The sequence below is a fragment of the Wolbachia endosymbiont of Cardiocondyla obscurior genome (assembly GCF_902713635.1).
GTDB classification, from domain to species: Bacteria; Pseudomonadota; Alphaproteobacteria; order Rickettsiales; family Anaplasmataceae; genus Wolbachia; species Wolbachia pipientis.
In genome coordinates, this window is sequence record NZ_CACTIU010000094.1 from 1 (window position 1) to 2778 (window position 2778).

The following is a 2778-nucleotide window of genomic DNA, read 5'->3' on the forward strand; positions in this document are numbered from 1 at the left end:
AGAATCCTTTCAGTTTCTTTCTGAATGAATTCCTCTCCTTTTAAACAATATGACCGAAGGCTTTCAGGTCGCACCATCTCAATTATATACCTGTTCCCACTAGAATCCCTGCAAAGAACATCAACAATGCTTTGTTTATCAGAAGCAATTTCAGGGTCCATAATGGTGCTTAAGAATTCTACTTCTTGTATAGTGTTGACTTCAGTACATCCTAAAATATCGTTTAAAAAATGGATAAGAATATTCTTATTTTTTTCAGTGCCAAAGATTTTCTTAAATGTTAAATCTAACTTTGGATCGAGAAATTTAGAAAGAGCCATAGTAAAAATACTGAGAAAAGATTAATAATTATACACTATTATTAGCAACTATTCAACCATATTTTTGAAGATAGCTATAGCTATGCCGCCGCGAACCGTCATACCGCCGCGGTATCTCTTAGCCGCTAACACGTAGCGGGATGACGGTTGTCAGGATCCCAGTAGCCTCCCTCCCCTGTCATCCCAGTGCTTGACACTGGGATCTAGCTTTTTGGTAATTTTATCGAAAATGTTTGCTCGTTTACAATCAATTTTCCTGGATCCCAGTGTCTGGGCACTGGGATGACACCCTACTTAACCGTCATACCGCGATTCATTCGCGGTATCTCTTAGCCGCTAACACGTAGCGGGATGACGAGCTTATCGTCATGCCGCCGCGAACCGTCATACCGCCGCGGTATCTTAGCATAGATTCCGCTAACAAGTAGCGGAATGACGATTGTGTATCGTGTTTTGCTAAAAATCACAGAATGCAGTCTGGTTACATTACTCTAGCTATACGCAACAACTTTACTTTCAACAATTTTGTGAGCAATAACACGACTTTCACAATCAATATTTATTATATCAGATAGTGAATTAATATCAGTATAACTATTAAAACTTTCCATTGTTGATTCCACTACTTCTACTATTTTTAAAAAGCCGATTCGTGACTTCAAAAATTCATTAACAGCTATTTCATTTGCAGCATTGAGCACAATACTGTTTGTTTGTGGAGTAGAAGAGTTTAACACTTCCATGCTAAGCTTTAACGCAGGAAAACGCTTATGGTCTGGTTCTTGAAAGGTCAATTTTCCTTGCTTTGTTAAATCTAATTTACGATTTAAAGCTGATCTTTCCGGCCAAGATAGAGCATATGAAATAGGAATTGCCATGTCAGTTTCTGCAAGCACAGCAAAGTTGAACCCATCCTTATAAGTTACAATTCCATGTACTATTGACTCAGGATGCACTACTGCTTCAATTTTATCCGGGCTGATGTTAAACAAGTTATGTGCTTCTATTATCTCTAGTGCCTTATTCATCATTGTTGCGCTATCAACCGAGATTTTCTTTCCCATATTCCAAGTGGGGTGACTAAGCGCCTTATCTACCATAACATTTTTTAATTGCTCAAGGCTATAATTTAAGAATGGTCCACCAGAAGCAGTAAGTATGATCTTTTCTACGCATTTGTCGTCATTTTGCAAAATTTGAAAAATTGCATTGTGCTCAGAGTCAATAGGGATTATTTGTACATTTTTTTCTTTAGCTTTTTTGAGTAATAACTTTCCACCGCAAACAATGCTTTCTTTGTTTGCCAATGCAATGACTTTGGTACCGCTTTCTATAACTTCCATAACTGGCCCAAGGCCTGCAATGCCAACTATTGCAACAACTGAGAGATCAACAGGTATAGCAGCAATATTTGTAGCACCAATTGCTATTTTTACATCTGTACCAAGTAAATTTTCTTTCAAATCTTTGTAAAACCTTTCATCGGAGATAGCAACATATTTTGCATTTAGCAGTTTTGCTTGGTGTGCCAGTAGAGCAAAGTTCGAATGGGCACTTAGTGCTTCCACTTGGTATTCTTCTTTTCTCTTTGAGAGCAAATCTACAGTCTTTTTTCCAACACTTCCTGTTGATCCCAAAACTGAAACCTTTTTCACTAAGACAAACTCATAACAACAGCAACTTTTCTTATTAGGCCTTCTTCCAACTATTCAATAGTTTTTAAGTGTTTAACCAAGTTCATGTCCGTGGTCATCGCCAACAGATGGTGAAGGACCAGGTGAAAAAGATTGACCATGGTGATTACCTGCATCATGCATGTCTTGCAAACCATCAGCATTATGAGCTATTTCGTTATTGGCATGAGGGTAATCATCTGAGTGATGTCCCTCATCACCATGAGCCATATCCATTCCTTCTGATGGCATATCTTCCCCACCTCCACCTGAAAAATATTCTGCAAGGCCTTCAAGAAGTTTTATGCCAAACATATTACCTGACTTTCCAAACAATGTTACTAGACTACTGCCACTCACCAAACCTTCAAACACGTTACTATAAGCAGCAATTGCTCCTTCATGAAAGTTGAACAACCATTTCATTCCATCCACGACTGTTGAAACAGAGTCACTATGACCAAGACCAAAACCACTTTTCTCACCAGCAGCCTCTTGGTGTTGCTGCTGCGCTTGCCATTCTGCAATATTTGGACCTTGAGCTTCACTCATAAATTTTTACTCTCAACCTTAAGCTATTATTTTATCACAAATATTGCAAAATATCAATAGAGCTTTTGAATATAGCTAATACAAACAATTTCTGTCATCCTATATATAGCTAAACTGACTTACGACAATTTGAAAAACGACAAATTCGTCATTCCGCTACTATAGTATTTTCTAAAATGAATGATAAATTTCCATTATGGTATTACCAACCAAAAGTTGTAAGTCTGTATATT

The 2778-nt window shown here is 37.7% G+C and carries 3 protein-coding genes; all 3 read right to left on the bottom strand.

The genetic code is table 11. The features are described 5' to 3' along the window. A partial coding sequence (locus WOCAOBSORBRA_RS05790) for a PD-(D/E)XK nuclease family transposase (protein ID WP_174516132.1) occupies nucleotides 1-320 on the bottom strand: 320 nt, incomplete at its 3' end. 491 nt (nucleotides 321-811) lie between these two features. Next, entirely contained in the window at nucleotides 812-1975 is a 1164-nt protein-coding gene (gene dxr, locus WOCAOBSORBRA_RS05800) for a 1-deoxy-D-xylulose-5-phosphate reductoisomerase (RefSeq protein WP_174516133.1), read from the bottom strand. Nucleotides 1976-2047: 72 nt separating this feature from the next. After that, nucleotides 2048-2545 carry a hypothetical protein gene (locus WOCAOBSORBRA_RS05805; RefSeq protein ID WP_174516134.1) on the bottom strand — a complete coding sequence of 166 codons (498 nt, stop codon included), beginning with the start codon at nucleotides 2543-2545 and terminating at the stop codon, nucleotides 2048-2050. Nucleotides 2546-2778 lie beyond the last annotated feature (233 nt).

Coding starts and splice junctions, on each gene's coding strand:
- WOCAOBSORBRA_RS05805 (WP_174516134.1), bottom strand. CDS start 2,545: ATGAGTGAAGCTCAAGGTCCAAATATTGCAGAATGGCAAGCGCAGCAG.